We start from the raw sequence: 25,222 nt of genomic DNA, 5'->3' as shown, positions 1-25,222 counted from the left end.
TCTCAAGCCGTTTCGGCCATATAAGCCGGCAAGTGACAGGGCTTGATAAGACAATGAACGCCGGCGTTCCCTTCGCCAAGATGAATGGACTGGGCAACCAGATCCTCGTGGTCGACATGCGCGGCCGCGACGATCGGGTATTGCCCGAGGCCGCCATCGCGCTCGCGGCCGATCCAGCAACGCGGTTCGATCAGATCATGGCAATCCATGATCCCAAGCGCGACCTGACCGACGCCTATGTGCGCATCCTCAACTGCGACGGCTCTGAAGCCCAGGCCTGCGGCAATGGCATGCGCTGTGTCGTCCAGGCACTCGCCGCCGAAACCGGCAAGTCGCTGTTCACCTTCCAGACCATCGCCGGCATCCTGACGGCGCAGGAGCACGAGGACGGGCTGATCTCCGTCGACATGGGCGAGCCCATTTTCGACTGGCAGAAGATCCCGCTCTCGGAGGAATTCCGCGACACGCGTATGATCGAGCTGCAGATCGGCCCCATCGATGCGCCGGTCCTGCATTCGCCTTCGGTCGCCTCCATGGGCAATCCCCATGCGATCTTCTGGGTCGACGACGACGTCTGGGGCTATGAGCTCGATCGCTTCGGCCCGATCCTCGAGCATCATCCGCTGTTTCCGGAACGCGCCAATATCTCGATCGCGCAGGTGACCTCGCGCAGCGAGATGACGCTCCGCACCTGGGAACGCGGCGCCGGGCTGACGCGCGCCTGCGGCTCCGCCGCCTGTGCGGCCGCCGTTTCAGCCATCCGCAAGCGCATGACCGACCGGACCGTGACGGTGCATGTCCCCGGCGGCCCGCTCGTGATCGAGTGGCTTCAAAACAACCATGTGATGATGACCGGCCCGGCTGAGTGGGAATTCTCCGGAAAGCTCGATCCCAGGACCGGCGCATTCACCCGAGACGCCGAGCAGAGCGAGGCCGCGCAATGAGCGGCGTCGACATCCTCACCTTCGGTTGCCGGCTGAATACCTATGAGTCCGAGATCATGCGGCGCGAGGCCGAGACGGCCGGCCTCAACAACGCCGTGCTCGTCAACACCTGCGCCGTGACCGCCGAAGCCGTTCGCCAGGCCAAACAGGCAATTCGCAAGGCACGCCGCGACAATCCCCATGCCCGGATCATCGTGACGGGCTGCGCCGCCCAGACCGAGGCCGCGACCTTCGCCGGCATGGACGAGGTGGACGTCGTTCTTGGCAACGAGGAGAAGCTGAAGGCGGCGAGTTACCGCAAGCTGCCGGATTTCGGCGTTTCGGCCGAGGCGAAGGTCCGCGTCAACGACATCATGGCGGTGAAGGAAACCGCGCCGCAGATGGTCGATGCCATCGAAGGTCGCGCCCGCGCCTTCGTCCAGGTGCAGAATGGCTGCGACCACCGCTGCACCTTCTGCATCATCCCCTATGGCCGCGGCAACTCACGCTCGGTGCCGATGGGCGCCGTCGTCGACCAGGTCCGCCGGCTTGTCGAAAACGGCTATATCGAAGTGGTGATCACCGGCGTCGACGCAACGAGCTACGGCGCCGACCTGCCGGGCCAGCCCTCGCTCGGCAAGCTGGTGCGGACCATCCTCGCCCAGGTGCCGGAACTCGCCCGAATCCGCCTGTCGTCCATCGACAGCATCGAGGCTGACGAGCATCTAATGCAGCTGATCGCGGACGAGCCGCGCTTCATGCCGCATCTGCATCTTTCGCTGCAGCACGGCGACGATATGATCCTGAAGCGGATGAAGCGGCGCCATTTGCGCGACGATGCGATCCGGTTCTGCAAGGATGTTCGCCGGCTGCGCCCCGACATCGCTTTCGGCGCGGACATCATAGCCGGCTTTCCGACCGAGACCGAGGAGATGTTTCAAAACGCGCTGTCGATCGTCGACGCCTGCGGCCTCTCTCATCTCCACGTGTTTCCCTATAGCCCGCGTGAAGGTACACCGGCCGCCCGCATGCCACAGCTCGACCGTTCGCTGATCAAGGAGCGCGCCCGCCGGCTGCGCGCCAAGGGTGACGAGGCCCACCACGCGCATTTGACGTCGCTCGTCGGCACGCGGCAAACCCTGCTGATCGAAAAGCCCGGCATCGGCCGCACCGAGAACTTCGCTCTGACATCCTTTCCCGAGCATCTCGGCCAGCCGGGAACATTGATCGGCGTCGAGATCGTCGGCCATGATGACGGCATCCTCAGCGCCGACATCCGACACCGCTCGGCCGCCTGACCATTCGAACCCCTAAGGGACTGAAAGACAGATTATGGCCTTAGGCTTCGTGAAACGCATGTTCTCCTTCGGTCGCACGAAGGAAGAGGAAAAGCCGGCCGAAGCGGCCGCGCTCCCGGAAACGCTTGCCCCGCTCGCTCCAACCGAAGAACCCGCAGCGCCGAAGGCCATACCCACAGCAGAAAGCGTGGCAGCAGTCACGCTGATCCGCCGGGAGCCCGTGGAAGCACCCGTCATCGACGGCGCGCCGGCCTTCACGCCTGAAACGCTTCCGACAGAAGCTGCGGCAGAGCCGATCGAGACGCCCGAGCCCATCGCCGAAACCATCGAGACGGCAGGCGAGGCCTCGACGGACCTGGAAGCTGTCGAGCCGGCAGACGATACCCAGCCCGTTTCCTTAGCCGACGAATCGACCGCGACCGACGATGGCATCGACACCGACCCGGCTCCTTTGCCGACCGTCGAAGGCGGTATCCGCATTTCGCGTGGCTCGGCGCCATCGACCGAACTGACCGACATTGCGCCGCCGCAGACGCTGTCCTGGTTCCAGCGCCTGCGTCAGGGCCTTTCGCGCACTTCCGCACAGCTGACCGACCAGATCACCTCGATCTTCACCAAGCGGAAGTTGGACGAGGACACGCTGCAGGATCTGGAGGACGTGCTGATCCGGGCCGATCTCGGCATAGAGACCGCGATGCGCGTCACCGACACGCTCGCCTCCGGACGTTACGGCAAGAGCGTCGATTCCGCTGACGTCGCCAAGATCATGGCAAGTGAGATCGAAAAGGTGCTGGCGCCCGTCGCAAGGCCGCTCGAACTCAATCTCGACCACAAGCCGCATGTCATTCTCGTGGTCGGTGTCAACGGCACCGGCAAGACGACGACGATCGGCAAGCTCGCCTCCAAGCTGACGCGCGGGGGCCTGAAAGTCACGCTCGCCGCCGGCGACACCTTCCGCGCTGCCGCCATCGAGCAGCTGAAGATCTGGGGCGAGCGCACGGGCTCGACCGTCATCTCCTCCAAGCTTGGCGCCGACGCGGCCGGCCTTGCCTATGATGCCTTCGAAAAAGCGAAGGCCAACGGCTCCGACGTCGTCATCGTCGATACGGCCGGCCGCCTGCAGAACAAGGCGGAGCTGATGGCGGAACTGGAAAAGGTCGTACGCGTGCTCGGCAAGCTCGATCCGGAAGCCCCGCACACCGTGCTGCAGACGCTCGACGCGACGACCGGCCAGAATGCGCTGAACCAGGTCGAAATCTTCAGGAACGTTGCCGGCGTGAATGGTCTTGTGATGACCAAGCTCGACGGGTCGGCCCGCGGCGGCATTCTCGTGGCAATTGCGGCCAAGCACAAATTGCCGGTGTATTTCATCGGCGTCGGCGAAGGTATCGACGATCTCGAGCCCTTCGAAGCGCGGGAATTCGCAGCGGCGATTGCCGGAACGCCGCTGAAATAGAGTGCGTTCGTGCCATCACTTCAGCACCATGACGCTGTAGACGATGACCGGCATCAGGAATGAAGAGGACTGCATGAGCGTCGAACCGATCGAACCCGTGGCACCGGCCAAGAAGGCCGAACCGCATCCGCTCCTCAAGCTCGTGCTCGAGCTTGGCCCGCTGCTCGTCTTCTTCTTCGCCAACTCGCGCGGCGAGTGGCTGGCCTCCACATTCCCGATGCTGGCCGATCTCGGCGACCCGATCTTCATCGCGACCGGGCTCTTCATGGTCGCGACAGCCATCTCCCTCACCGTATCCTGGCTGTTGCTGCGCACAGTGCCGATGATGCCACTGATCTCGGGCGTCGTCGTCTTCATCTTCGGCGCGCTGACGCTCTATCTGCAGAACGAAACCTTCATCAAGATGAAGCCGACCATCGTGAACACGATGTTCGGAGCAATCCTGCTTGGTGGTCTCTATTTCGGCAAATCCCTGCTCGGCTACGTCTTCGACAGCGCTTTCAAGCTCGATAGCGAGGGCTGGCGCAAGCTGACGCTGCGCTGGGGCGTGTTCTTCCTGTTCCTTGCCGTCTTGAACGAGGTCGTCTGGCGCGCATTTTCGACCGACTTCTGGGTCGCTTTCAAGGTTTGGGGAACGATGCCGATCACCATCGCTTTCACGATGGCCCAGATGCCGCTGATCATGCGTCACTCGCTGGAGCCGAAGGAGCAGACGGTCGAAAAAGCCATGGAGAAGCCGACGGAGGGGTGAGCTGGTTGAAGCCGCCCTTGTTCCGATCTAACTTTGATTATCTCAACTCGGAATTCTTCCATGGCGGTATCGCTTGGCAAACATTTCGATGGTTTCGTCGAAGCCCAGTTGGCATCTGGTCGGTACCGGTCGCCAGACGATGTTCTTCGCGACGGTCTTCGCCTGCTCGAGCAGCATGAAGCGAAGGTGAAAGCGCTCGAGGATGCTTTGATCGAAGGCGAGGACTCAGGGCCGCCCGAAGTTTTCGACTTCGATGATTTCATCGCCGGCAAGCTCTCTCCGTACACTCGTTGAAGTCCATTCAATTCTCCCCAGCCTCCAAGCGCGACCTCGACAGCATCTGGCACTATACCGAGGAGCGCTGGGGCACCAGCCAGGCAATCACGTATGTTCAGTTGCTGCGTGATGCCTGTTTTTCGGTTGCGTCGGGTCAGCAGATGACAAGGCCAGTCGACATACGGGAGGGCTACCGCAAAACGAACGTTGGATCGCACGTGATCTTTTTTCGGGAAGGCGACGAGGAACACCTCATCGTCCTACGCATCCTGCATCAGCGGATGGATGTGAACCGCCATCTTTGAGACTGTGAACCGGAGCTCACCGCGCCGCCTCGATCGCCGGCAGCAGTTCGGTCAGATAGGTTTCCGGCGAGAACGGACCGACCTTCTTGTAGAGGATCGTGCCGTCGGGGCCGACCAGGTAGCTCTCAGGCACGCCATAAACGCCCCAGTCGATCGCCGTACGTCCGTTGTCGTCCACGCCGACGGCATCATAGGGATTGCCGAGCTCGCCAAGGAAGCGGATCGCGTTTTCGTTCTGGTCCTTGTAATTGATGCCCACGACTTGGATATCTTCCTGCGCGGCAAGCTCCATCAGGAGCGGATGTTCCTGCCGGCACGGCACGCACCAGGATGCCCAGACATTGACGAGGGTCAGTTGCCCATCCAGCGCGGCGTTGGTCAGCGCGGGCACCGGCGCGCCATCGCGCGTCAGGCCCGCGAGTTCCGGAAGATCGAGCACAGGCGCCGGCTGACCGACCAGCGCCGAAGGTATCACGGAAGCATCGCGGCCGGACAACAATTGCCCGAGAAAGACTGCCGCCAATGCGCCGAATATGAGCAGCGGCAACAGCGCGATCAGTCGGGCGCGTGCGTTGTTGCGCTTGGCCTGACCTGCCGCCTCTTCGCGTTCCTCGATCGGGGTCTCGCTCATCGGCTGCTCTCGCTGACCCGATCGGAGCGCCTGCGAACGCCCTGCGCTTCGAGCGCCGCCAGTTCGGCGCGCCGACCGCGATGGTCGAGGATCACCCACGCGATCAGGGCGCCCAGAACGAGGGCAGTGATGGCGTAGGACGCGAAGATGAACCCGAAATACTGCATGATCCCGCCTCAGGCTGCCTGCCGTGCCACTTGGCGGCGCAAGGCCGCCACGCGACGGCGCCAGATCTCGTTGCGCATGGCGGCAAGATGCAGCGTGAAGAACAGAAGCGTGAAGGCGACCGCCATGACCAGCAGCGGATAGAGCATCGACGGGTGGATCGTCGGTCCGTCGAGCCGCACCACGCTCGCCGGCTGGTGCAACGTGTTCCACCAGTCGACCGAGAACTTGATGATCGGGATGTTGATAAAACCGACGAGGATCAGGATCGCCGAGAGCCGCGCCGACTTCGTCGGATCGTCCATCGCCCGCTGCAGGGCGATCAGCCCGAGATACATGAGAAGCAGAACGAAGACGGAGGTCAACCGCGCGTCCCAGACCCACCAGGTGCCCCACATGGGCTTGCCCCAGAGCGAGCCAGTGACGAGCGCCAATACCGTGAAGGCCGCGCCAATCGGAGCGGCCGCGCGCGCCGAAACGTCTGCGAGGGGATGGCGCCAGACGAGCGTGCCGATCGCGGAAGCCGCCATCACCGTGTAGCACATCATCGCAAGCCAGGCCGAAGGCACATGGATGAACATGATGCGGATGGTCGCGCCCTGCTGATAGTCTTCAGGCGCCTCAAAGCTCATCCAGAGGCCGATCACGGCAACGAGGAGGGTCAACCCGGCAAGCCATGGCAACAATCGCCCCGCCAAGGCCAGAAACCGGGTGGGGTTTGCCAGATCGCCGATGCGTCCGATGGATAGGCTCGTGTCGCTCATTCCTGAAACTCATATCGCGGATCGTGACAGGCAGCAACGCGCCCGGCTCAGTCGGTCGATGCGCGCAATGCCGCAGCGGCAGCAAGCGGCCCCAGCACTGCAAAGAACAATGTGATCGCAGCAAGAATGAGGAAAGGCGGCATGAAAGGTGCCGGCTCCTCAACCGCCGCATAGATGGCGCTCACCCCGAACACCAGCACCGGCACGGTCAGCGGCAGCACTAGGATCGATACGAGAAGACCTCCGCGTGGCAGCGATACGGCAACTGCCGCTCCGACCGCGCCGATGAACGTGATCGCCGGGGTGCCGACGGCCAGCGTCAGGGTCGCAGCGCCGATCGCCAGCGGCTCGACATTCATGAAGAGCGCGAGAAGCGGCGCAGCGAGCACCAGCGGCAGGCCGGTCGCGATCCAGTGCGCGAGACACTTGGCGAAGACCGTGAGGATCAGCGGATGCTCCTGCATCAGCAGGATATCGAGCGCGCCATCCTCTCGGTCGGCCTGGAACAGCCGATCCAGACCGAGAAGCGAGGCGAGCAGCGCACCGATCCACAGCATCGCCGGCCCGATGCGGGCGAGAAGGTTGAGATCCGGCCCGACGCCGAAGGGCACGACGGCAATCACAGTGAGGAAGAACAGCACCCCGATGAGCGCCCCGCCACCGGCACGTATGCCGAGCCGGATGTCGCGCAGGATGAGCGCTCTCATGCGCTCACCGACAGGCCGGGCGTCATGGCAAATTCGCGCTGCGTCGAGATCGCGAGTGGCTGGTGCGTGGCGATGAGAGCTAGCCCTCCCGTTCGAAGATGGGCCTCCACCATGCCGCCGAATCGCGCTTCCGAAGCAACATCCAGTGCAGCGGTCGGTTCATCGAGAATCCAGATCGGCCGGTGCGAGACGAGAAGTCGTGCCATCGCGATCCGGCGCTGCTGACCGGCCGAGAGATATCCGTAAGGCAACGAGAGAACTGTTGCGAGCCCGACCGCATCTGCCGCCTCTTCGACACCAAGCGCAGGCGCTGCCATGAAGCGTTGCCAGAAGCCCAGATTCTCGGCCACCGTCAGTTCGCGCTTCATGCCGTTGCGATGGCCAAGATAATGGCAGGCTTCGGCAAGCGTCTCTGCCTCTTGCGGGCCGCCGTCCAACGTCACGATTCCCGAATCAGCCTTGAGCAACCCGGCGATGACCTTGAGCAGCGTGGACTTGCCGATGCCGTTCGGACCCGTCACGATCAGCGCTTCGCCCGCCTCGACTGTCAGCGACAGATCCGCGAAAATCGGCTCACTTCCCCGGCTTGCCGTCAGTCTTTCGGCGATCAGCCGCATGCTTTTCCCCTGGGCGAAATTGCCCGTGAGGGCAGCTTGCGGCGTGGCTGCGAAATCCGTCGCATTTTGCCCCGATGCACTGGAACCCTTCATAGAAATTATCTATAAGGCCTGCAACCACGCCAGCGGTCGGCGTGATCACCATCCTTGCGCCGAACATGATCTGCCGGAAGGCATTCACGATCACGGGCGGACAGCGGAAATGACCGTACCCGCATCCTCACGCATCCCCTCGCGGGATCAAGCGTATAGGCGTTCGCCCGGCAGCTTCGGCTGATCAGACGAAGACGGGGTTTCACTTGTCCAAATCGCTCGACAGCTTCAATTGCCGCTCCACCCTCAAGGTGGGCGACAAAGACTATGTCTATTTCGACCTTACCAAGGCAGAGGCAAACGGCCTCGAAGGCGTTTCGCGCCTGCCTTTCTCGATGAAGGTCGTTCTCGAAAACCTCCTTCGCAATGAAGATGGCCGTTCGGTCACCAAGAACGACATCATCAATGTCAGCAAATGGCTCGACGACAAGGGCACCGGCGGCAGCGAGATCGCCTACCGCCCTGCCCGCGTGCTCATGCAGGACTTCACCGGCGTTCCCGCCGTCGTCGACCTCGCGGCCATGCGCGATGCAATGGCATCGCTCGGCGGCGACCCGCAGAAGATCAACCCGCTCGTTCCGGTCGATCTCGTCATCGACCACTCGGTCATCGTCGACGAGTTCGGCACCCCGCAGGCCTTCGCGAACAACGTCGAGAAGGAATATGAGCGCAACGGCGAGCGCTACCGCTTCCTGAAGTGGGGCCAGCAGGCCTTCCAGAACTTCCGCGTCGTTCCGCCCGGTACTGGCATCTGCCACCAGGTGAACCTCGAATATCTCGGCCAGACCGTCTGGACGAAGGATGAGGACGGCGAGACCGTCGCTTACCCGGACACCTGCGTCGGCACCGACAGCCACACGACCATGATCAACGGTCTCGGCGTTCTTGGTTGGGGCGTTGGCGGCATCGAAGCCGAAGCTGCCATGCTCGGCCAGCCGATCTCCATGCTCCTGCCGGAAGTCATCGGCTTCAAGGTTACGGGCGCGCTGAAAGAAGGCGTCACCGCCACCGACCTCGTGCTCACCGTCGTCCAGATGCTGCGCAAGAAGGGCGTCGTCGCCAAGTTCGTCGAATTCTTCGGCCCCGGTCTCGACAACATGACGCTCGCCGACCGCGCGACCATCGGCAACATGGGTCCGGAATACGGCGCGACCTGCGGCTTCTTCCCGGTCGATTCCGAAACGATCAACTACCTCACCGTGTCGGGCCGCGACCGCGACCGCATCGCGCTCGTCGAAGCCTATTCGAAGGCGCAGGGCATGTGGCGCGAGGCAGGTTCGGCAGATCCAGTCTTCACCGACACGCTCGAGCTCGACCTCGGCACCGTCGTGCCCTCCATGGCTGGCCCGAAGCGTCCCGAAGGCCGCATCCCGCTGGAAGGCATCGCATCCGGTTTCGAAAAGTCGCTGGCTGAAGAGTACAAGAAGCCTGGCCAGATCGACGTGCGTTATGCCGTCGAAGGCGAGGATTACGATCTCGGCCACGGCGATGTCGCCATCGCCGCCATCACGTCCTGCACCAACACGTCGAACCCCTCGGTTCTGATCGGTGCCGGCCTGCTTGCACGCAACGCTGTTGCCAAGGGCCTAAAGACGAAACCCTGGGTGAAGACATCGCTCGCTCCCGGAAGCCAGGTCGTTGCCGGCTACCTCGAAAAGGCCGGTCTGCAGAAAGACCTCGACGCGCTCGGCTTCAACCTCGTCGGCTTCGGCTGCACGACCTGCATCGGCAACTCCGGCCCGCTGCCGGCTCCGGTGTCGAAGACGATCAACGACAAGGGTCTCATTGCTGCCGGCGTGCTTTCGGGCAACCGCAACTTCGAAGGGCGCATTTCGCCGGACGTCCAGGCGAACTACCTCGCCTCGCCGCCGCTGGTCGTTGCCTACGCACTTGCCGGTACGGTGAAGAAGGACCTGACCACCGAGCCGATCGGCGAAGGCTCCGACGGTCAGCCGGTCTATCTGCGCGACATCTGGCCGACCTCGAAGGAAATTCAGGACTTCATCCTGAAATACGTCACCCGTGACGTCTACGAGAGCAAGTATGCCGACGTGTTCCGTGGCGACGAGAACTGGCAGAACGTTCAGGTTCCGGCCGGCGACACCTACACCTGGGACGATTCTTCGACCTACGTGCAGAACCCGCCGTACTTCGTCGGAATGGGCAAGGGCGCAGGCGGCACGAGCGATATCGTCGGTGCACGCGTTCTCGGCCTGCTCGGCGACAAGATCACCACCGACCACATCTCGCCGGCCGGTTCGATCAAGGCGGCATCGCCTGCCGGTGCCTATCTCATGGAGCGTGGCGTCGGCGCTGCCGACTTCAACCAGTACGGCACGCGTCGTGGCAACCACGAGATCATGATGCGCGGCACCTTCGCCAACATCCGTCTGCGCAACCACATGATGGGCCCGAACGGCAAGGAAGGTGGATACACGATCCACTATCCGTCGAAGGAAGAGATGTCGATCTTCGACGCCGCCATGCGGTACAAGGAAGAGGGCGTTCCGCTCGTCATCTTCGCTGGCGCCGAGTATGGCAACGGCTCGTCGCGCGACTGGGCTGCAAAGGGCACTGTCCTTCTCGGCGTACGCGCCGTGATCGCGCAGAGCTTCGAGCGTATCCACCGCGCCAACCTCGTCGGCATGGGCGTGATCCCCTTCGTTCTCGAAGAAGGAACGAGCTGGGCAAGCCTCAACCTACGTGGTGACGAAACCGTGACCATCGAAGGCCTCACCCAGCTGAAGCCCCGCGAAACCAAGACCGCCCGCATCACCTATGGCGATGGCACGGTCAAGGACGTCACGATCATCAGCCGCGTCGAGACGCTGGATGAGGTCACCTACATGGAAAATGGCGGGATTCTGCAGACGGTTCTGCGCGATCTTGCTGCCTGATACTGCCTGAATCCGCTTGAGGCCGTTCAGCGCGGCCTCGAGCTTCGACACCAATGTGCGCCCCGGATCAAAAATTCGGGGCGCGCGCGTCACTCGAACGTGACTTTTGCTTGATCTGCGCGGCCTGTAGCGTTTTTAACGGATGGACAGCGCAAGAAGGACCCGCGATCGACAATTTCGGGCCATATGCGCCATGGCGTGCGCCAGAATGGTCAAGTTGATGATGGTCAGATCGAAGATTGCGCCGGCGCTGCTGCTTCTGTCGCTCGCCGTCTGCCCAACCGCCACCATAGCCGGCGACAAGCCTATGGGTGTCGTCGAGCTCTTCACAAGCCAGGGCTGCTCCTCCTGCCCGCCGGCAGATGCGGTGCTTGCCGACCTGGCCGAAGAAGGCGACGTGATCGCACTCGCCTATCATGTCGATTACTGGAATTATCTCGGCTGGAAGGACACGCTGGCCTCGCCGGAAAACACCGCGCGCCAAAAGGCCTATGCAACGACCTTCGAGCGCAAGAGCGTTTACACCCCCCAGGCCGTTCTCAATGGCCGCGACCACGTCAATGGCGCCTCGCGCGGGCATATCGACACCACCCTTTCCGCGATGGAACGCGACGGCCGCGGCCTCGTGGTCGATGTCGACGTCGCCCATGATGATGATACGCTCGTCATCGATGTCGGCGAGGGCGAAGGAAAAGCCCATGTGGTGCTCGTCGTCTTCGATCGCGAGACCACCGTGCCGATAGAGGCCGGCGAAAACGACGGCGCAAGCTACACCTACGTGAACAGCGTACGCGAACTCCAAATCGTCGGTGTCTGGAAGGGCGATGCCGAGCGCATCACCTTGCCCGCCATGATGATCGACGACTGGGTCAACCGGAACGGCGCAATCCTGCTGCAGAGAATGGTGAACGGCCGCGCGCCCGGCGCGATTATCGGTGCAGCGCTCATCGAGCCTTCTGCAAGAACTGATTGAAGGCATTCCTCAGGGAGAGCGGGCACAAAAAAAGGTCGCCGAAGCGACCTTTTCGAATGCTGCATCAGGGAGTTGGCTCGGCCCAGCGGTTTCGAGGGGCTGGGGGGCTTTAAATTCGAAAGTCACCGGACCGAGCCGTCTGAGGCAACGATCGGAATCTCGTCTCCAATTCGGGCATCGGTGCGGCCCAATTGCGGCCAAAACCCGCTCAATTAACCGTTTCGGTTCACTTGGTAACGCGCACGGTCGCCTTTCGTGATCGGCCTTTTAACGCTTTCTTTTCCTTGCATTTCGGCAGCCGGCAGGCAAACTGTCACACGGTTGTCATGCCCAAGGTCGGAAATCCCAGGAGACCCGATGACGGATCACGTGCCAGAACAGGGCGCAAACATCGTCCATATGACGGATTACAAAAGCGGCTCCGAGCCTCTTCCCGTCACCTTCAATCGCCGCGAACTCGATACGATCCTGAGACTCTATGGCCGCATGGTCGCGTCCGGAGAGTGGCGCGATTACGCGCTCGACCATCTTCGCGAGAAGGCCGTATTTTCCGCATTTCGACGCACAAGTGAGGTCCCGCTCTACCGGATCGAAAAATGCCCGAAGAATGCCCGTCGACAGGGAGCGTTCAGCGTCGTTGCGGCCAATGGCACGATTTTGAAGCGCGGCCACGAACTGGAAACCGTGCTGCGCGTGCTCGACAAGAAGCCGAAGCTCGTCGGTATCTAACCGTCGAGCCGTCAAATATCTCACCGACCAGCGATGCCGTTCGCCAGCGTGCCCGGATAGCGCGTCAAATCCGCCGGCGTTTCGGTACCCGCGCCCAGCGCCTTCTGCATGATGACGGTATCCAGCCATCGGCCGAATTTGAAACCTGTGCCTGGCATCGTGCCGATCAAGTCGAAGCCACAGGCACGGTGCACGGCGACCGATGCGGGATGGGCACCGCCGATCACTGCAACCATCTGCCGGAACCCAAGCGCCTCGGTCCGCGACAGCAGGTCTGCGAGCAGGGCCTTGCCCAGACCCTGCCCGCGCGCCTCTGGTGCGAGATAGATGGAATCCTCAACCAGCCACGAATAGGCCGGTCTGTCCCGGAAAGCGGATGCATAGGCGTAGCCGATCAAGGCCCCGTCGGCTCCTTCTGCCGCGAGATAGGGGTATCCCTTGCCCGTGATCGTTGAAAACCGACGTTCCATCTCGGTGCGATCGGGCGCATCAAGCTCGTAGGTTGCCGTGCCGTTCTGCACATTCTCCCGATAGATTGCGGTGATCGCATCGAGATCGGCGGACGTGGCGGGACGGATCGAGAAAGACATGGGGTAAGCACCATCGAGTTCGGTTTCGCTCGCCAGATAGCCTAGCTTCAGGTCTGATACCAGCGCGCAAGATGACGATCGCGCAACGAAAAAGGGCGACCCGAAGGCCGCCCTTTCGAAACACCTATCCGTGTTCTGCTTATTCGCGGTTGCCCATGAACTGCAGCAGGAACATGAACATGTTGATGAAGTCGAGATACAGGCGAAGCGCACCCATGATGGCCTTGCGGCCGGCGGCATCGCTTGAGTCGCCTTCATAGTACATCGTCTTGATTTCCTGCGTATCGTAAGCCGTCAGGCCTGCGAAGATCAGGACGCCGATTGCCGAGATCGCGAACTGCAGAGCGCTCGAGGCAAGGAAGATGTTCACGACCATGGCGATGACCAGACCGATCAAGCCCATGAACAGGAACGAACCCATGCCAGACAGATCACGCTTCGTCGTGTAGCCGTAAAGCGACAGCGCGCCGAACGAGGCGGCGGTGATGAAGAATGTCTGCACGATGCTCTGGCCCGTGAAGACCAGGAAGATCGACGAGAGAGACAGGCCCATGACGGCCGAATAGATCCAGAACGTGGTCTGCGCCGCACTGACGCTCATGTTCTGAATGCGAAAGCTCAGGAAGAAGACAAGCGCAAGCGGAGCGAGCATCACGACCCAGCGCAGCGGGCTGGCGTACATGAGTTGCGCGAACGCAGGATTGGTCTGTGCCAGCGCGAATGTCGCATAGGCAGCCACACCCGTGATCGCCAGTCCGAGAGCCATCAGATTGTAGACGCGCAGCATGTAGCTGCGCAGGCCCTGGTCGATCGCAGCTCCGGCCTGCGTCCCGGCCGGGGCCGCGCGGGTCTGGTAGTTACGAAGGTCAGCCATAGTTTCCTCTTTCAAAGCCCCGGAAGTGAAACGGTGTCGGGTCGTGTCATCGACCAACCCAGGCGCCGCTGCGGGGCTCCAGCATGCCTGTGGATAATATGAGGACTAGCTGAGCCAAGAGCAAGACCCTCGACTCTAGGCAGGTAGCCGATTCCGGCCACCGGAACGCTAACCCCCTGCGCCCAATAGTCGCGCAGTATATCGAACGTTAAAGATTGCGGAGAATTGGTGCTGCTTTCTGGCCGAGCACCCGCCATGTTCCGGCAAGCCCGATCCCGACCGTCACCACGATCGCGATCACGAGCGTCGATATCGCGACGTCCGGCAGGAAGCTCGACGGCAGCGTCATGATGCGCGAAACGATGTACCAAGCGGCCACCCCGCCGGCGAAAAGCGCGAAGATCGCCGTTGCCAGTCCGAGAATCAGATACTCGTAGGAAAACGCGCGGATCAGCGTGCTGCGCGTCGCCCCAAGCGTCTTCAACACCACCGCATCGTGCGTCCGTGCCCGGTTTCCGGCAGCGAGCGCACCCGAAAGCACCAGGATCGACGCAATGAGCGCCACGGCCGCGGCAGCGCGGATCGCGACGGCCAGCTGCTCCACGAGACGATCGACCACGTCGATCGCGTCCTTGACACGCACGCTGGTGACCGTCGGCAAAGCATTCGTCACCTCACGCAGGATCTGCCCTTCCTGCGCCGCAGTGAGGCTTGGATCGGTCAGCGTCGCCAGCCACGCATGCGGTGCGCCAGCAAATGTGTTGGGCGAAAAGACCATGATAAAGTTGATCGACAGTGACTCCCACTGGATCTCGCGCAGATTGGCGATCTCTGCGGTCACTTCGCGGCCGAGCACATTGACGGTGATGGAATCGCCGATGCCAAGGCCGAGTTCGCCTGCCTCTTCGGCCGAGAACGAGACGAGTGGAGGACCGTCATAGTCTTCGGCCCACCACTCCCCTTCCGTCAGCGCCGTGCCGGCGGGCAGTGTTGGCGCATAGGTGATGCCACGGTCACCGCGCAGCACCCAGCGACCCTCAGCGTAATCTTCGGGATTCGGCACTTCGCCATTGATGCCGACGATCCGCCCACGCAGCATCGGAACCGCATCGATGTCGCCTTCAGGCGCAGCGGTCGCAACGATCTCCCTGAACTGGTCGATCTCGCTCGACTGGATGTCGACGAAGAAGAAGTTCGGCGCGCGCTCCGGCAGATTGCCGGCCAGTTCACGCCTCAGATTGCCGTCGATCAGCGCCAGCGTCACCAACAGCGCGAGCCCGAGCCCGAGAGAGAGAACGACGGACGGCGTCAAGGCGCCCGGCCGGTGAATGTTGCCGATGGCAAGCCGAAGCGCTGCGGAATTCACGCGCGGGCTGCGCTTTGCCGCCCACTGGATGAGCACCGCCACCGAGCGGAGAACCACGAAGGAGAACGCGATCGCCGCCAGAAAGATGATCGCGATGAAGCGATCGAAAGATGTGAGGATCGCAAGCGCCGCTAGCGCCACCATGGTGACGGCGGTAGCTGCGAGGTAGCGCTTCGCAGGCCAGCCTGCACCGTCGAAACCCTGACTTCGAAACAATGCGGTTGCCGGCACGTCCTGTGCGCGGCCAAGCGGCAGGATCGCGAAGGCGAGAGCGGTCAGCAGACCGAAGACCGCAGCGAGCAAGAGCGCGCCCGGATGCACGGAAACACCGCTGCCGATGGGAAGCAGATCCGCAAGAAATACTGCCGCCACGAAGGGCACGATCGCTCCGATGACCACACCGATCAGGACACCGATGGTGGCGACGATGCCGATCTGGACCAGATAGACCATGACGACGAAGCGGCTCGATGCGCCGACGCATTTCAGTGTTGCGATCACGCCGCGTTTGGAATCCATGAAAGCGCGCACGGCATTGGCGACGCCAACGCCGCCGACGACGAGCGCCGTCAGACCCACAAGCGTGAGAAACTGCGAGAAGCGTTCGATGTTTTCGGTCAGCTGCGGCGCGGCGTTGGCGCTGGTGCGCACGGCCCAGCCGGCATCCGTGTAGTCCGCCCGCGCTTCGTCACGGATAGCCTGCAGCTGATCGTAGGTCGCAGGCTCCGGCAGGCGGACCTTGTAGACATATTCGACAAGGCTGCCGAGCTGGAGAAGGCCTGCCGCCTCAAGCGCGTCCACCGAAACGAGGAAGCGCGGCGCAAACGCGAAGCCTTCTGACAGGAGGTCGGGCTCGTTGATCAGCGAGGCGCGCACCTCGAAGGTTTCGCTGCCGAGCGTCAGGCGATCGCCGATCGAAAGGCCCATCCGTTCCAGAAGCACAGGCGCAACGACCGCGCCGTAGGCGCCTTCGATAAGACCATGCCGCGCATCGAAATCGAGCGCCGGCTCAGTGACGAGGGACCCATAGAGCGGGTAGAGGTCATCCACCGCCTTCACTTCGACAAGCGACTGGTCGCTGCCATCCTCGAGCCTGGCCATGGAGCGCAGATTGACCGACTGAGCCACGTCGCCCAGCCCTTCGACGAAGGCGAGGTCGTCGCCCGTCGCCGGCCGGTTGTCGATTTCGAATCGGATGTCACCCGCAAGAATGGCCTGGCCTTCAGCCGCGATAGCATCGGTGATCGAGCGTGACACGGAATTGACGCCGGCAATCGCCGCGGTGCCGAGAACGATACAGGCGAGGAAGATATAAAAGCCCGAAAGGCCACCACGCATTTCGCGCAGCGCCAGCCGCAGGGCCAACTGGAAATTCTGGCTGGAGGCCGCCTTGCTCGCTGGCGCCTGGCTCATGCATAGGCTCCGCGCGACTGGGCAATCGGCCGTGCCTGGCCAAGGCCATCATCCACGATTTCGCCCGACCGCACCTTGATCTGCCGATCGCAGCGCGCCGCAAGCTGCGGATCATGCGTCACCAGGAGCAGCGTCGTGCCGCGCTCCGCCTGCTTCGTGAAGAGAAGATCGGCGATCTGCCGGCCCGTCTCGCCGTCCAGGTTGCCCGTCGGCTCGTCGGCAATGAGAACGGCCGGCGACGGCGCCAGCGCCCGTGCAATCGCCACACGCTGTTGTTCGCCGCCGGACATCTCGCCGGGATGGTGTGAAAGGCGCTCGCCAAGGCCAACGGCCCGAAGCTCACGCTCCGCCACCTCGAACGCGTCGTTGCGTCCGGCGAGCTCGAGCGGCACGGCGACGTTCTCGAGCGCGGTCATGTTCGGAATGAGGTGAAAGGACTGGAAGACGATGCCGATATGCCTGCCGCGAAAATCAGCGACGGCATCTTCGCTCATGCTGTGCAATTCGGCGCCTGCGATGGTGATCGCGCCGCTGTCGATCTTTTCCAGGCCCGCGAGAACCATGAGCAGGGTCGATTTGCCCGATCCCGAAGGACCGACGATCCCGACCGACTCTCCGGCGTTAATCTTGAGGGACATCCGCTTCATGACATGAACCGACGAAGCGCCGTTTCCGAGGGTCAGATCGGCGTCGGCGAGATCGATGATGTGTTGGGTCAAGGCGGAAGCTTCCTATATGTCCGGATATGGCGGCTGCCCCGGCGTCTACGCTGCAAGGCCGCAAAGAGATTTAGGAACGGTGCAATGAATGTTAAACGGCTTTCCGCTTTCCTCCTCGCATTCTGTGTCTCCTTGATGGCAAGCGTGACCGCATCGCGTGCTGAAACCCTTCAGATCGTGGGTTTTGGCGATAGCCTCATGGCCGGTTTCCAGCTCGATGCCGCCTATGCGTTCCCGGTTCGCCTGGAAGCGGCACTTCAGGAACGCGGACACGATGTCGTGATCGCCAATGCCGGCGTATCCGGCGATACCAGTTCGGCCGGCCTGTCGCGGCTCGATTGGTCGGTGCCGGACGGCACGGATGCGGTGATCCTCGAACTCGGTGCCAACGACATGCTGCGCGGCATCGACCCGGCGCGGACCGAAGCCAATATCGAGGAAATGATCACACGGCTGAAGGCCCGCAACATTGAAGTGCTGCTAGCCGGCATGCTGGCGTCGCCGAATATGGGTGCTGACTATCAGACGCGATTCAACGGTCTTTTCGAGCGCCTCGCCGAAAAGCACGATCTGGTTTTCTACCCCTTCTTCCTCGATGGCGTTGCCGCTGAGGCCGCACTCAATCTCGACGACGGGATCCACCCGAATGAAGACGGCATCAACGTGATGGTCGAACGGTTTATTCCTGTCGCAGAAGAATTGCTGCAGCGCTTGAAACCAGATGCCTGAGACGCGCGTTGGAACCCGATAAGGCAAAAGTGGACGCTGAATATTTAGGGATTGTCGACGGCTGCGTCGCATGATTCGCTGAGAGTGCCTTTCGATTCGGGGAGATCTCCATGCCGAGACTATTCGCCGCCCTCGAACTCCCGCGTGACACCACAATGTCGCTTTCCCTCTTGCGCGGCGGGCTTCCCGGCGCGCGATGGATCGACGTGGAAAACTATCACATCACGCTCCGCTTCATCGGTGACGTGGACGGTCCCACAGCCGACGAGATCGTCAACGCTTTCGACCGCATCCGCCGGACCGAATTTCCGGTACGGCTCCAGGGCATGGGGTCTTTCGGCGCCAAGAAGCCGCATTCCATCTGGGCCGGCGTCACGCCGACCGCCGAACTCATGGCCCTTCAGGCCGAAATAGAGCGGGTGTGCCAGCGGTTGCGACTGCCGGCCGATCCGCGCAAGTTCAAACCACATGTCACCTTAGCGCGCATCAAGACGGCAAGAGAAAGCGACGTGGTGCGCTACCTCCAGGGGCGCGGCGATTTCCACACGCAGGCGTTCACGGTCACCCGCTTCGTCCTCATGTCCTCGCGGGATTCCGTCGGCGGGGGACCCTATGTGACGGAGGAAGCGTTCCCTCTCGACGAGGCCAATGCATCGGCCGGCACGGGCAGCAGCCTGCTGCCAAACGCCTATTACAGCCCGCTTTAGCACTTTTTAGAGCGGGAACGTTCGAAAGGTTGAACCAGTCATGACTGTCGAAAAGATGGGCGGAGATGCCGTGCGCGAAGCGTTGGCGGGCTTGCCGCAATGGACGCTCTCAGCATCGGGAGAGGCGATCGAACGGCGCTTCGTCTTTGCAGATTTCAACGAGGCATTCGGCTTCATGAGCCGGGTCGCGCTGAAGGCCGAAGCGATGTATCATCATCCCGAATGGTCGAATGTGTACAAGAACGTGGACGTGACGCTTCGAACCCACGATGTGGGTGGAGTGAGCCGGCTCGACATTCAGCTGGCGCATTTCATGGATACCATCACCGCCTGACGGAAACTTGAAGAGGCCGCTTTAGGCCACGATTTGTCAGAGCGGATTGAACGTTAAGAGGCACGTCTATGGACGACAAAAAGATCGCCGACATTCTGACGGTCGAAGACACGCAGGGCCAGCGCGAGCAGGAAAGCCGCGTTCGCGCGAAGTTCTTCGAGACACTGCGGCGCGCGGCTCAGTATGTGCCGTTCATCGAAGATCTGGTCGCAGCCTATTATTGCGCGCTGGATCCGAAGACGCCGACGCGGGTGCGCGGAACGCTCCTGGCGGCGCTCGCTTACTTCGTTCTGCCGTTCGATTTCGTGCCGGATTTCATCGCCATCATCGGCTTCGGCGATGATCTGGCGGTTCTCGCCGCCGCGATCACGGCCGTGCGCAGCCACATGACCGAAGCGCATTATGCCGCCGCCCGCGAGACGCTCGGCAAAGAAGCCGAAGCAGCAGGAACCGCATCGACCTTCTGATCGCCAGAACCGGCAGAGGATCAGTCGTCCGTATCGATCCTCGGATCGTCTTCGAGCGCCTTCTTCAGCCGACCAAAAGCCAGTCTGATGCGGGATTTGACCGTGCCGAGCGGCAATCCGGTTTCTTCCGCAATCTGGCTGTGGGAAAGGCCGATGAAGAAGGCCAGCCGCACCAGCTCGAGCTGTTCGGTCGGCAGCACGCTCATGGCGCGGCGCACCCGCTCGTCGCGCTGCTCCGCATCCATCACCAGATCGGGCGCTTCCGGCGCGCTCGGCAGGAGCGACGGATCTTCGGCATCGAGGTCCTTGCCGCGATCTCGACGCAGCGCATCGATCCGGCGGTTTCGGGCGACGCGGAACAGCCAGGTGGCCAGAGACGACTTCGCCGGGTCGAAAAGCCCTGCCTTGTGCCACAGGACGATCATCACTTCCTGCGCCAGCTCCTCGGCTTCCTGCGGCTGCATGTTCAGGCGCAGAAGGTAGGATTTGATGCGGGGCGCGAAATAATCGAACAGCTGCGCGAACGCCGACTTGTCGCGCTCGACGGCGACGGCTCGGGCGAGCCGGGCAAAGCGCTCATTCAACTCGACAGTCATTCGTGGGCGTCGTCCTGATTAACGCGGTGCGGTTCGGTGAAGTCTGCCGACCGGCACCAAGTGCAGACAGGTACACAGCTTTTTGCAAAGGTCAAACTGTTGCCGGATTCTTTGCCGCATAGTCGCAACATCGTTTCGATGAGGAGCGATGGGGCTTTCCGCCGGTGCATTTGGCCGGCAGACAGAGTGTGGCTGTCAGCCGGTTCAGGCCTCGGGGGTTTCGTCAAGCAAGCGCATGATCGTGGTAAAAAAACCATAGGGTTACGGTTTGGTAACCGCGATTAAGTAAAATTAAACCGAAGCGGTGTTGTTTGCCCGCCAAAGGGCGTTGCGGCGGACGACGCTTCGTCAATTCTGATCAGGCAACCGGCAGGATAAAATGTTCGTGAAGACTCTTCTCACCGCACTCGCGCTCACGGCGGCGACAACGGCGACCGCCTACGCCCAATCTCCCACACGCATGAATCAGTTCAATGCCTGGGGTGCCTATTCCTATGACAGCGGCAACGGGAAGGTGTGCTACATCCTCTCCGTCCCGACCAGCTCCGAACCGAGCTCCGTCAACCACGGCGAGAACTTCTTCCTCGTCTCCCAGCGCCCCGGCCAGAACGTCTCCTATGAACCGCAGGCGATGATGGGCTACCCGCTGCAGGATGCCTCCAAGGTCAATGTCACGGTCGACGGGCGCGCCTTCACCCTGTTCTCGCGTGGCAATTCCGCCTGGGTCGAGAATGCGGCTGAGGAGCCTGCCCTCGTAACGGCGATGCGCGGCGGCTCGTCCATGACGGTCCAGGCCGTGTCCGGACGCGGCACTGCAACGAGCTATTCCTATTCGCTCTCCGGCGTGACCGCAGCTTTGAACGAAATTCAAAACTGCAATTGATGATCGCGCTCACCCTTGCGGCTTTGAGCCTGCAAGGGTGACGATCCGGCCCATGTGTGATACATGGCCCGCCAACGACATCGCTAAAGCTAATAATGCGCCGCCGCAGTCCTGATCTGCGGGGGCGCTTCGCATTGGAAAGCGGCAGATTAACATGGCTTTGACACTCGAACTCAGCGATCCGGCACAGCGCGAACAGCTGGCTCAGCGCGCGCCTGTGCGTGCAGAACCGCTCGACCTGGTCGGCCTGTCGCGGGAAGACCTCGGCACTGCGCTCGCCAATGTCGGCGTACCGCAGAAACAGGTGCGCATGCGCGTCAGTCAGCTGTGGCACTGGCTCTATATGCGCGGCGTCAACGATTTCGACCGCATGTCGAACATCTCCAAGGAGATGCGCGCGCTCCTGAAGGCCAATTTCACCATCGGCTGGCCGGAAATCGCCGATGAGCAGATATCGAATGATGGCACCCGCAAATGGCTGCTGCGCTTCCCATCGCGCGGAGCCGGCCGGCCTGTCGAAGTCGAGACGGTCTACATCCCCGAAGAAGGCCGCGGCACGCTTTGCGTTTCAAGCCAGGTCGGCTGCACGCTCACCTGTTCGTTCTGTCACACCGGCACGCAGAAGCTCGTGCGCAACCTCACCTCCGGCGAAATCCTCTCGCAGCTGATCCTCGCCCGCCATCGCCTTGGTGATTTCCCCGATGTCGAAGCCGCGCCGGGCACGATGGTGCCGAGCGAAGGCCGCAAGGTGTCCAACATCGTGATGATGGGCATGGGCGAGCCGCTCTACAATTTCGAAAACGTGAAGCAGGCTCTGCTGATCGCCTCGGATGGCGAAGGCCTCTCGATCTCCCGCCGCCGCATCACGTTGTCGACCTCTGGCGTCGTTCCGGAAATACGCCGGGCCGGCGAGGAAATCGGCGTTATGCTGGCGATTTCGCTGCATGCCGTGCGCGACGATTTGCGTGACGAACTCGTTCCGATCAACAAGAAGTACCCGCTGAAGGATCTGCTGCAGGCCTGCCGCGACTATCCGGGCCTCTCCAACGCGCGGCGCATCACCTTCGAATATGTGATGCTGAAAGGCGTCAACGACAGCCTGGAAGATGCCCGCGATCTGGTGAAGCTCTTGAAGGGCATCCCGGCCAAGATCAACCTGATCCCCTTCAACCCGTGGCCGGGCAGCGCATACGAGTGCTCGGATTGGGAGCAGATCGAGCGCTTCGCCGACTTCGTCAATCATGCAGGCTATGCATCGCCGATCCGCACGCCGCGCGGCCGCGACATTCTCGCCGCCTGCGGCCAGCTGAAATCCGAATCGGAGCGGCTGCGTAAATCGGAAAGACTGGCTCTGGAATCCATGATGATCGCCGGACACGGCGCCGAGTGAGGCAAAGGGCGTGAACCGCTTCTTTCTGTTCTTTCTGCGCCTGCTGATGATGGCGTTTGCATTTTTCGTCGCCTGCATCGTCACCGGCGCGACGCTTGCCTTCCTGACGCGCGCGGTAACGCCCGAGGACGTCCGCAACATCACCGGCGACGGTACGTGGATCAGCGTCATGATCGGCGTTCTCACCGTCGCCGGCCTCGTCGCCTACGCATCGCTGATTCCGGCGATGTTCATCGCGCTCTATTCAGAGATGCAGCGCCGCCGCGGCTGGCTGTTCTACTGCCTCTCCGGTGGCGTCGTCGCCGCTCTCTGCCTCGCCTTCCTGCTTTTGAACCCCCAGCAGGACGGCAATCCCTCGATCAGCTTCGTGGCCGTCATCATCGTTTCCGGCATGCTGGGCGGCCTGGCCTATTGGGTCATCGCCGGACGCCATGCCGGCGGCTGGCTGCCGCGCCAGATCAAGCGGCGGCGCATGGAGCGCGAGGCTGCCAGCCGCACTGCGGAATAGGCTCGCTTTGAGCTCGAAACGTTTCAGCGCCCCTGAGTCAGCAGCACCTTGATGGCGAAAGCCGAAAAGATCCCGGCAAAACCGTAATCGACGGCGCGCATTGCCTTGGTGTTCCGCTTCAGCCAGTCGGCCAGGCGCTCGGCGCCGAGCACGATCGCAATCACGATCGGCAGCGACAGCACGACGAACAGAAAGCCGAGGAAGAACAGCTTGCTGGCGACGTCCGGATCCTGAACCGACACGAATTGCGGCAGGAAGGTCATGAAGAACAGCGCGACCTTCGGGTTGAGCAGATTGACCCCAAGCCCGACCGCCCAGTTGCTGAAGAAAGACCGCCTGCGCACGGGGCCGGTCTCGACCGTCAGCGTGGACCCGTGCCGCACCGCCTGGACTGCGAGATACAAGAGATAGCCGGCGCCAACGATCTTCAGCACGAGGAATGCCGTCGGCGACGCCACGATCAGCGCCGACAGGCCAAGCGCCACCAGCGTCGTGTGGACCAGGCAGCCGGTCATTGCACCCGCAATGCAGGCAATGCCGGCTCGCCTTCCATCGGAAAGCGCGCGGCTTATGAAGAGCGTCATGTCCGGCCCGGGCGTGATCGCAAGAAAGATCGAAGCAGCGGAAAATGCTGCCAGCGTCGGCCAGTCGGGAATGAAGGACATGACGGTCGGTCCTAGAGGAAGCGTGATGCGCATTCCCTAGCGCCGAAACCGACCGTCCGCCACCCGATTCGCGTCGTCACGCCGTGCCGGTGGCTTGTGTCAGGGCGCGTTCTGAATAAAGTGCGCGCCACATTCGACCCCCTGCCAATCTCTCCGAAGCGGATATTCCATGAGCGCTCTGAAAGACGTCAAGAAAGTCGTTCTCGCCTATTCGGGCGGCCTCGACACATCGATCATTCTGAAATGGCTGCAGACCGAGCTTGGCGCCGAAGTGGTCACCTTCACGGCCGATCTCGGCCAGGGCGAAGAGCTGGAGCCAGCGCGCAAGAAGGCCGAGATGCTCGGCATCAAGGAGATCTTCATCGAGGATGTGCGCGAGGAATTCGTGCGCGACTTCGTCTTCCCGATGTTCCGCGCCAATGCCGTCTATGAAGGCGTTTACCTCCTCGGCACGTCGATCGCCCGTCCGCTGATTTCCAAGCACCTTGTCGAGATCGCCGAAAAGACCGGCGCCGACGCGATCGCCCATGGCGCGACCGGCAAGGGCAACGACCAGGTCCGCTTCGAGCTTTCCGCCTACGCGCTGAACCCCGACATCAAGATCATCGCGCCCTGGCGCGACTGGTCCTTCAAGAGCCGCACCGATCTTCTGAATTTTGCCGAGCAGCACCAGATCCCGGTTGCCAAGGACAAGAAGGGCGAAGCGCCCTTCTCGGTCGACGCGAACCTCCTGCACTCCTCGTCAGAGGGCAAGGTTCTGGAAGATCCGTCCGTCGAGGCTCCGGAATATGTGCATATGCGCACGATTTCGCCGGAAGCCGCGCCGGACAAGGCAACAATCATCACGGTGGGCTTCGAGCGAGGCGATGCCGTCTCGATCAACGGCGAGCGTCTGTCGCCGGCGACGCTTCTGGCTAAGCTCAACGATTATGGCCGCGACAACGGCATCGGCCGCCTCGACCTCGTCGAAAACCGTTTCGTCGGCATGAAATCGCGTGGCGTCTACGAAACCCCAGGTGGCACGATCCTGCTTGCGGCGCACCGCGCAATCGAGTCGATCACGCTCGACCGTGGCGCGGCGCACCTCAAGGATGAGCTGATGCCGCGCTATGCCGAGCTCATCTATTACGGCTTCTGGTTCTCGCCCGAGCGCGAGATGCTGCAGGCCGCGATCGACCGGAGCCAGGAGCATGTCGAAGGCGAGGTGACGCTCAAGCTCTACAAGGGCAACGTCATGGTCACCGGCCGCTCGTCGCCGAAATCGCTCTATTCGGACGCACTCGTCACCTTCGAGGATGACCGTGGCGCCTACGACCAGAAGGATGCCGCCGGCTTCATCCGCCTGAATGCGCTGCGCCTGCGCACGCTGGCCGCACGCAACCGCTCTTCGAAGTAA

Annotated in this window: 28 protein-coding genes; 17 read left to right on the top strand and 11 right to left on the bottom strand. The window is 62.2% G+C overall.

What is annotated here, in order from left to right; all coding sequences use genetic code 11:
* Positions 1-53 precede the first annotated feature (53 nt).
* The 6 genes from dapF (at position 54) to PU133_RS02930 (ending at position 5,009) form a co-directional block, all read left to right on the top strand.
* Positions 54-944 (top strand): diaminopimelate epimerase, encoded by an 891-nt coding sequence (gene dapF / locus PU133_RS02955; protein ID WP_404863425.1) that lies wholly within the window; start codon positions 54-56, stop codon positions 942-944.
* Positions 941-2,221, top strand: a complete 1,281-nt coding sequence (gene mtaB / locus PU133_RS02950) for a tRNA (N(6)-L-threonylcarbamoyladenosine(37)-C(2))-methylthiotransferase MtaB (RefSeq protein WP_404863424.1) — start codon at positions 941-943, stop codon at positions 2,219-2,221. Before dapF ends, mtaB begins: the two co-directional genes overlap by 4 nt.
* Positions 2,222-2,255: 34 nt before the next feature.
* Positions 2,256-3,677, top strand: coding sequence for a signal recognition particle-docking protein FtsY (gene ftsY, locus PU133_RS02945; protein ID WP_404863423.1), 1,422 nt, complete (start codon positions 2,256-2,258; stop codon positions 3,675-3,677).
* A gap of 73 nt (positions 3,678-3,750) precedes the next feature.
* Entirely contained in the window at positions 3,751-4,428 is a 678-nt protein-coding gene (locus tag PU133_RS02940; protein ID WP_404863422.1) for a septation protein A, read from the top strand.
* A gap of 60 nt (positions 4,429-4,488) precedes the next feature.
* Entirely contained in the window at positions 4,489-4,722 is a 234-nt protein-coding gene (locus PU133_RS02935; RefSeq protein WP_404863421.1) for a type II toxin-antitoxin system ParD family antitoxin, read from the top strand.
* Positions 4,719-5,009 (top strand): type II toxin-antitoxin system RelE/ParE family toxin, encoded by a 291-nt coding sequence (locus PU133_RS02930; protein ID WP_404863420.1) that lies wholly within the window; start codon positions 4,719-4,721, stop codon positions 5,007-5,009. Before PU133_RS02935 ends, PU133_RS02930 begins: the two co-directional genes overlap by 4 nt.
* 16 nt (positions 5,010-5,025) lie before the next feature.
* On the opposite strand, the gene PU133_RS02925 is transcribed toward PU133_RS02930, so the two are convergent.
* The 5 genes from PU133_RS02925 to ccmA are packed head-to-tail and all read right to left on the bottom strand — an operon-like array spanning position 5,026 to position 7,893.
* Positions 5,026-5,640 (bottom strand): DsbE family thiol:disulfide interchange protein, encoded by a 615-nt coding sequence (locus PU133_RS02925; protein WP_404863419.1) that lies wholly within the window; start codon positions 5,638-5,640, stop codon positions 5,026-5,028.
* Positions 5,637-5,807 (bottom strand): heme exporter protein CcmD, encoded by a 171-nt coding sequence (gene ccmD, locus PU133_RS02920; protein WP_126007561.1) that lies wholly within the window; start codon positions 5,805-5,807, stop codon positions 5,637-5,639. The genes PU133_RS02925 and ccmD overlap by 4 nt, the downstream gene beginning before the upstream one ends.
* 9 nt (positions 5,808-5,816) lie before the next feature.
* Complete coding sequence (locus tag PU133_RS02915; RefSeq protein WP_126007559.1) at positions 5,817-6,569, bottom strand: heme ABC transporter permease; 753 nt, start codon at positions 6,567-6,569, stop codon at positions 5,817-5,819.
* A 47-nt stretch (positions 6,570-6,616) separates the two neighbouring features.
* Positions 6,617-7,276, bottom strand: a complete 660-nt coding sequence (ccmB, locus tag PU133_RS02910; RefSeq protein WP_151983879.1) for a heme exporter protein CcmB — start codon at positions 7,274-7,276, stop codon at positions 6,617-6,619.
* Positions 7,273-7,893 (bottom strand): heme ABC exporter ATP-binding protein CcmA, encoded by a 621-nt coding sequence (gene ccmA / locus PU133_RS02905; RefSeq protein WP_404864422.1) that lies wholly within the window; start codon positions 7,891-7,893, stop codon positions 7,273-7,275. The genes ccmB and ccmA overlap by 4 nt, the downstream gene beginning before the upstream one ends.
* 299 nt (positions 7,894-8,192) lie before the next feature.
* On the opposite strand from ccmA, the gene acnA reads away from it, so the two are divergent.
* The 3 genes from acnA (at position 8,193) to PU133_RS02890 (ending at position 12,585) form a co-directional block, all read left to right on the top strand.
* Positions 8,193-10,883: an aconitate hydratase AcnA gene (gene acnA / locus PU133_RS02900; RefSeq protein WP_404863418.1), complete on the top strand. Its 2,691-nt coding sequence runs from the start codon at positions 8,193-8,195 to the stop codon at positions 10,881-10,883.
* Positions 10,884-11,103: 220 nt separating this feature from the next.
* Entirely contained in the window at positions 11,104-11,856 is a 753-nt protein-coding gene (locus PU133_RS02895) for a DUF1223 domain-containing protein (RefSeq protein WP_404863417.1), read from the top strand.
* 399 nt (positions 11,857-12,255) lie between these two features.
* Positions 12,256-12,585 carry a DUF2794 domain-containing protein gene (locus tag PU133_RS02890; RefSeq protein WP_404864421.1) on the top strand — a complete coding sequence of 110 codons (330 nt, stop codon included), beginning with the start codon at positions 12,256-12,258 and terminating at the stop codon, positions 12,583-12,585.
* 20 nt (positions 12,586-12,605) lie between these two features.
* Here the strand turns inward: PU133_RS02890 and PU133_RS02885 are convergent, their stop codons facing one another.
* The 4 genes from PU133_RS02885 to PU133_RS02870 all read right to left on the bottom strand — a co-directional run bounded on the left by PU133_RS02885 (position 12,606) and on the right by PU133_RS02870 (position 17,547).
* Positions 12,606-13,175 carry a GNAT family N-acetyltransferase gene (locus PU133_RS02885; protein ID WP_404863416.1) on the bottom strand — a complete coding sequence of 190 codons (570 nt, stop codon included), beginning with the start codon at positions 13,173-13,175 and terminating at the stop codon, positions 12,606-12,608.
* A gap of 139 nt (positions 13,176-13,314) precedes the next feature.
* Positions 13,315-14,049, bottom strand: a complete 735-nt coding sequence (locus tag PU133_RS02880) for a Bax inhibitor-1/YccA family protein (RefSeq protein ID WP_404863415.1) — start codon at positions 14,047-14,049, stop codon at positions 13,315-13,317.
* Between the two features lie 208 nt (positions 14,050-14,257).
* Positions 14,258-16,828 carry an ABC transporter permease gene (locus PU133_RS02875; protein ID WP_404863414.1) on the bottom strand — a complete coding sequence of 857 codons (2,571 nt, stop codon included), beginning with the start codon at positions 16,826-16,828 and terminating at the stop codon, positions 14,258-14,260.
* On the bottom strand, positions 16,825-17,547 hold the full coding sequence (locus PU133_RS02870; RefSeq protein WP_404863413.1) for an ABC transporter ATP-binding protein: 723 nt from the start codon (positions 17,545-17,547) through the stop codon (positions 16,825-16,827). Before PU133_RS02870 ends, PU133_RS02875 begins: the two co-directional genes overlap by 4 nt.
* 84 nt (positions 17,548-17,631) lie before the next feature.
* Here PU133_RS02870 and PU133_RS02865 point away from each other — a divergent pair, with 84 nt between their 5' ends.
* The 4 genes from PU133_RS02865 to PU133_RS02850 all read left to right on the top strand — a co-directional run bounded on the left by PU133_RS02865 (position 17,632) and on the right by PU133_RS02850 (position 19,784).
* Positions 17,632-18,276, top strand: coding sequence for an arylesterase (locus tag PU133_RS02865; RefSeq protein WP_404863412.1), 645 nt, complete (start codon positions 17,632-17,634; stop codon positions 18,274-18,276).
* Positions 18,277-18,386: 110 nt separating this feature from the next.
* Entirely contained in the window at positions 18,387-18,983 is a 597-nt protein-coding gene (gene thpR, locus PU133_RS02860) for an RNA 2',3'-cyclic phosphodiesterase (protein WP_126007541.1), read from the top strand.
* Positions 18,984-19,023: 40 nt separating this feature from the next.
* Complete coding sequence (locus PU133_RS02855) at positions 19,024-19,317, top strand: 4a-hydroxytetrahydrobiopterin dehydratase (protein WP_404863411.1); 294 nt, start codon at positions 19,024-19,026, stop codon at positions 19,315-19,317.
* 68 nt (positions 19,318-19,385) lie between these two features.
* Positions 19,386-19,784 (top strand): YkvA family protein, encoded by a 399-nt coding sequence (locus PU133_RS02850; protein ID WP_126007536.1) that lies wholly within the window; start codon positions 19,386-19,388, stop codon positions 19,782-19,784.
* A gap of 20 nt (positions 19,785-19,804) precedes the next feature.
* Here PU133_RS02850 and PU133_RS02845 read toward each other — a convergent pair whose 3' ends face one another.
* Entirely contained in the window at positions 19,805-20,380 is a 576-nt protein-coding gene (locus PU133_RS02845) for a sigma-70 family RNA polymerase sigma factor (RefSeq protein ID WP_126007534.1), read from the bottom strand.
* Positions 20,381-20,759: 379 nt separating this feature from the next.
* Between PU133_RS02845 and PU133_RS02840 the strand changes: the two genes are divergently transcribed.
* The 3 genes from PU133_RS02840 to PU133_RS02830 all read left to right on the top strand — a co-directional run bounded on the left by PU133_RS02840 (position 20,760) and on the right by PU133_RS02830 (position 23,161).
* Positions 20,760-21,263 carry an invasion associated locus B family protein gene (locus PU133_RS02840; protein ID WP_126007532.1) on the top strand — a complete coding sequence of 168 codons (504 nt, stop codon included), beginning with the start codon at positions 20,760-20,762 and terminating at the stop codon, positions 21,261-21,263.
* 154 nt (positions 21,264-21,417) lie between these two features.
* Positions 21,418-22,653, top strand: a complete 1,236-nt coding sequence (gene rlmN / locus PU133_RS02835) for a 23S rRNA (adenine(2503)-C(2))-methyltransferase RlmN (RefSeq protein WP_126007530.1) — start codon at positions 21,418-21,420, stop codon at positions 22,651-22,653.
* A gap of 10 nt (positions 22,654-22,663) precedes the next feature.
* Positions 22,664-23,161 carry a hypothetical protein gene (locus PU133_RS02830; RefSeq protein ID WP_126007528.1) on the top strand — a complete coding sequence of 166 codons (498 nt, stop codon included), beginning with the start codon at positions 22,664-22,666 and terminating at the stop codon, positions 23,159-23,161.
* A 23-nt stretch (positions 23,162-23,184) separates the two neighbouring features.
* Here the strand turns inward: PU133_RS02830 and PU133_RS02825 are convergent, their stop codons facing one another.
* Positions 23,185-23,826 (bottom strand): LysE family translocator, encoded by a 642-nt coding sequence (locus tag PU133_RS02825; RefSeq protein WP_404863410.1) that lies wholly within the window; start codon positions 23,824-23,826, stop codon positions 23,185-23,187.
* A 169-nt stretch (positions 23,827-23,995) separates the two neighbouring features.
* On the opposite strand from PU133_RS02825, the gene PU133_RS02820 reads away from it, so the two are divergent.
* On the top strand, positions 23,996-25,222 hold the full coding sequence (locus PU133_RS02820) for an argininosuccinate synthase (protein WP_126007524.1): 1,227 nt from the start codon (positions 23,996-23,998) through the stop codon (positions 25,220-25,222).

Origin of the sequence: Georhizobium sp. MAB10, from assembly GCF_045012825.1 — a bacterium.
Taxonomy (GTDB): domain Bacteria; phylum Pseudomonadota; class Alphaproteobacteria; order Rhizobiales; family Rhizobiaceae; genus Georhizobium; species Georhizobium profundi.
The sequence above is the reverse complement of the archived record's forward strand: the minus strand, read 5'-3'. Positions and strand labels throughout refer to the sequence as shown.